The 3,825-nt window shown below is 71.1% G+C and carries 3 protein-coding genes and 1 pseudogene; all 4 read right to left on the reverse strand.

The features are described 5' to 3' along the window. Positions 1-159 precede the first annotated feature (159 nt). Complete coding sequence (locus IR155_RS15480; RefSeq protein WP_135115681.1) at positions 160-897, reverse strand: MerR family transcriptional regulator; 738 nt, start codon at positions 895-897, stop codon at positions 160-162. Between the two features lie 7 nt (positions 898-904). After that, positions 905-1,396 (reverse strand): hypothetical protein, encoded by a 492-nt coding sequence (locus tag IR155_RS15485; RefSeq protein ID WP_135115682.1) that lies wholly within the window; start codon positions 1,394-1,396, stop codon positions 905-907. 101 nt (positions 1,397-1,497) lie between these two features. Further along, the gene (locus IR155_RS15490) at positions 1,498-2,100 is read right to left on the reverse strand and encodes a hypothetical protein (protein WP_135115683.1); all 603 of its coding nucleotides are present in this window, start codon (positions 2,098-2,100) and stop codon (positions 1,498-1,500) included. Further along, positions 2,100-3,825, reverse strand: a pseudogene (locus tag IR155_RS15495) (hypothetical protein); the annotation flags it as partial. The pseudogene IR155_RS15495 and the gene IR155_RS15490, both read right to left, overlap by 1 nt.

Consider the following 3,825-nt stretch of genomic DNA (forward strand, 5'->3'; position numbering starts at 1 on the left):
CGCGCTCCTGAACTCCCGGGGAGCGGCACGCCGCTCCCTCGAGGCAGGCCTCTTCTCGAGGTGGGTGCCGGGGTTTCACCCCGCCGCGGCCGCGCTAGTCCGCATATTGGTACCACTCGCGCGTGGGCGCGTTCGAGGGGCGCTCTCCTCGGCCGAGGGTCAGCTGCTCGGGGTGAGCTCGCTCTGCTCCTGCTGCTGTGCGGCGGCGCGGCGGCGGATCTCGGCCATGCGCCGGCGGGTGCGGGTGAGGTGTGAGCGGAGTGTGGTGCGGGGTGCTTCCTCGAGGAAGCCTTGGCTGGCTCCCTTGCCGAGGAGGCTGCTGTGGATCTGCACGCGCCAGTCGGTGACTTGGGCGAGCAGCTCGAGGCGGATGATCTGCGCGGCGAACCGGTTGGGGGTGATCACGGCTTCGGTGACGACGGCTCCGCCGCGGCGCATGGCTCGTGAGGCCTCGATCGAGATCGGCAGCTCTCCCCCGCGGCGGATGCGGCTCTCGAGGGCGAGCGTGACTCGGGGCACGCAGACCTTCGCGCCCTGCAGGGTGGTCACGGCGACCACGTGGGGCTCGTGCCAGCCCATCGTGCGCCACTGCGCCGGCGGGGTGAAGCCGATGCCGGCGAGCTCCTCGAGGGCGCGGTATGCGGCGCGGAGATCGCGCTGCTCCTGCTCGAGGATCGCGGTCGACGGGTAGATGATCTGCTTGAGGTCATCGAGCCGGCGTAGGGGCACGCCGTGCCGGATCCAGCGGCGGATGGTGCTGTCTGAGACGCCGAGGGCCTCGGCGGCCGCGTGCGTGCGCAGGATGCGCGTGCCGTGGCGGTCGAGGGCGCTGGGCAGCGCGTTGGCGAGGATGATCGCGAGTCTGCGGTCATCCCATGCCGGCGAGCTCGCGGTCACGAGGGGCCTACGGGCGGTCGAGGATCTGCTGCTGGGTGAGGCGCTCGATCGCCTCCACCTCGCTGCGCTGCCAGCGGGACTTGCCGGCGAGGCGGAACTGCACGGCCGACGGGGAGAGGCCGATCGTGTGCGCCACGGTGCCCTGCGAGATCTTGGCTTCGGAGAGCGCGTTGCGGATCCGGTCGTTGAGCAGCATGTTCACCTCGAGGCGGTCGGTGGACTCGAGGTGGGTGCGCCGGCCGCGGGCGCTGCGGTTCGTGGCCTGGCGGGCCTTCTTCCACATGGCGTACTCGTCCGCGCGGAAGAACGGCTGGCGGATGCCGGGGATGTAGACCCGCTCGGGGAAGAGGACCTTGCCCTTGGGGTTGCCGGCGGCGCGCTCCATCTCGGCGAGGGTGTTGTAGTGGCGCACGGATGCGGCAGCTACGCCGAGGTCATCGGCGATCTGCTGGTAGGTCAGAAAGTCGGACGAGACGATCTGCTCTGCGGTGTGGGCCATGGGGTCTCCGCTCGCGTTCGGGTGCACGTTGGAGAACATATTAGTATGCATAGCCGGTACGGGCTAGGTGCCCTGCCGGAGCAGGGCTCTCGCCCGCGGAATCAGAGGCGTTCGAAGCCGATCTTCTGGATGTCGTCGAACTCCCAGTCGGTCGGGTAGTCCGTCGAGCCGCTGCTGAAATAGCCGGCCAGGTACTCGCGCATGCCCTCTTCGCCGGTCTCGGCGTACGCGCTGAGTAGCTCCTCGTAGGCTTCGGGGCTCAGGTCGGCTCGGGTGGAGCGGTCGCGCTTGTAGGTCGGGTCGCCTGTGGGCCCCTGGTGGCTGCGGATCTGGACGCGGATGGGCCGTCCGGGGGCGTTGCGTCGGGCGCGGTTGGCCAGGCGCTGGCGGCCGCGCTTGGTCGACGCGGCCTGGCGGGTCCGGGTGACGAGCTTGTCCTTGTGCTCACGGCGGGGGTTGGACGCGCCCTTGAGCCAGCGCTGGATGGTGCGCTGGCTGACACCGAATCCGCGTGCGGCTTCCCGGGTGTCGACGGCGCGGACCTCGCGCAGCTGACCGTCGTCGCCGCGGCGGGTGCGAGTGGTGCCGTAGAGCACCTGCAGCATGCCGGCGACGTCGTCTCGGCTGGTGGGCGCCGCGCCGGTGAGGCCTTCGAGGATGGCGCGCTCGGCCTTGGTCTTGCGGGTCTGAGCGTCCTCGTCCATCAGAACGGCTCCTCGTCATCGAAGTCGATCAGCTCACCGATGTGCTTCTTGGCCTCGAACACGCCCTTGCCGGTGAGGTAGGGGCGCATGTCCTCGAGCAGGAACGTGGCTTCGGGCTTGTACTGGCCCAGCCCGAAGCCAAGCTTGTTCTCAGGGCCGGGCCATGCGGCGGCGGGGTCGCGCTCGTCGCTGGTGTAGTACAGCGTGTCCTTCACCACGGCGACGGGCCAGCGGCCGGTCTCCTCGCCGATCTTGAAGGCCCAGCGGATGATGTTGGCGCGGGCACGACCCATGATCAGGTGCCGGCGCCCGGGGGCGAAGCCGTCGGCGATCTTCCCGTCAGGTCCGGTCATGAACTCGCGGGAGGTCATCAGGCCGATCGGGCGGACGTAGGTCTCCTTGATCAGGGCTCGGACGGCGTCGGCGTCGGGGGTGCCGCGGCCGACGCGGGCCAGGCCGTCGCGGATGCGGCCGTACCAGCTCTCCAGGACGCGGCTGTGACGGTGCCAGATGTAGGCCTCGTCGACGTCGAGTTCGTAGCCGAGGTCCTGGGCGAGGGCGAGCGTGTCGGTCGTGGTCCAGATCAGCTCACCCGGCTGCGGCACGCGCTCGAGGCGCGAGTGCGGGAACAGCGGGTTGGGGGCGAGCCAGGAGCTCGGCTCGGGCATCGCCACGCGCCAGTATCCGGGCAGCTTGCGGTCGAACTCGTGGCCGTTCGGGTAGTGGGTGGCCTGGCCGATGCCGAGCTCGAGGCCGGCGATACCGGCGAGGTAGGAGCCGCCGCGGTCGAAGGCGTGCACGTAGGTGTGCTGCAGCTCGGTGTCGGTGGGCTTGCGGTGCCAGCCGGCGTCGAACATCAGGTCGGGGTCAGAGGTCGGCTTCGGGCTGCCGTCGCGGGGCTCGGGCAGTTCCGGCTCGGCCGAGAACAGCTCGACGCGGTCCTTCCAGCGGGTGACCTTCATGAGGTCCAGGCCGGTGGTCGACGCGCTCAGCGAGTAGGGGTACTCGATCGCCTCGGCGTAGGCCTGCAGGCGGCGGGCGATCACGGCCGGGTGCGGGTCGTCGGCGATGAGGTGCTTGAAGTCGTCGTTGAGGCGCGGGATCAGCGCCAGGCGGGCGTTGAGCTCGGGGTGCGCCTGGTGCCAGATCCGGGTCGTGCCGGACAGGTGCGGCACCGGGCGGCCGCCGACGCTGAATCCTGCCTCGAGGGCGCGGGTCACGAACGGGTGGGTGCTGGTGGCCTCGGCGAACTTCTGCCGCGCCTCATCCGCCCACATCTGCCGGTACGGGGCGACGTCGACGCCGATGAGCTCACGGACGGCGTCCTCGGTGGCGAACACCTGCCCGTCTTCGCTCTTCCAGCCACGCTTGAAGCCGAGGCCGAGCTCCTGAACGATCATCGCGATGTCGCCCAGGTGCTCGAGGGGCCGGTGCAGGGGCACGTTCGTGCCGTCGGGCAGCCACAGCCCGTCGGTGTGCAGCACCGCGGCGGCCGCGGTGAACTCGCCCTCAGCGCGGCGTGCCGGCGGTGCCACGCGCGGCGCAGCCTGCTGCGGGGCGGGGGCGGCGGCCGGCGTGGGGGGAACAGCGGCCGCCGCCGGCTCAGGAGCGGTCTCGGCGGGCAGCTCGAGCTGAGCCGCCTCGGGTGTCGGGGCTGGTGCGGGATCCGCGGTGCGTGCGCCGCCCGGGATGGCGGCGTCGTCGGTCGACGGGGCCACCGGGGAG

The organism is Microbacterium paludicola (genome assembly GCF_015235415.1).
Classification (GTDB): Bacteria; Actinomycetota; Actinomycetes; order Actinomycetales; family Microbacteriaceae; genus Microbacterium; species Microbacterium paludicola.

Bases quoted from the DNA above. Each gene is read 5' to 3' on its own strand.
- IR155_RS15485 (WP_135115682.1), bottom strand. From the start codon at position 1,396: ATGGCCCACACCGCAGAGCAGATCGTCTCGTCCGACTTTCTGACCTAC.
- IR155_RS15490 (WP_135115683.1), bottom strand. From the start codon at position 2,100: ATGGACGAGGACGCTCAGACCCGCAAGACCAAGGCCGAGCGCGCCATC.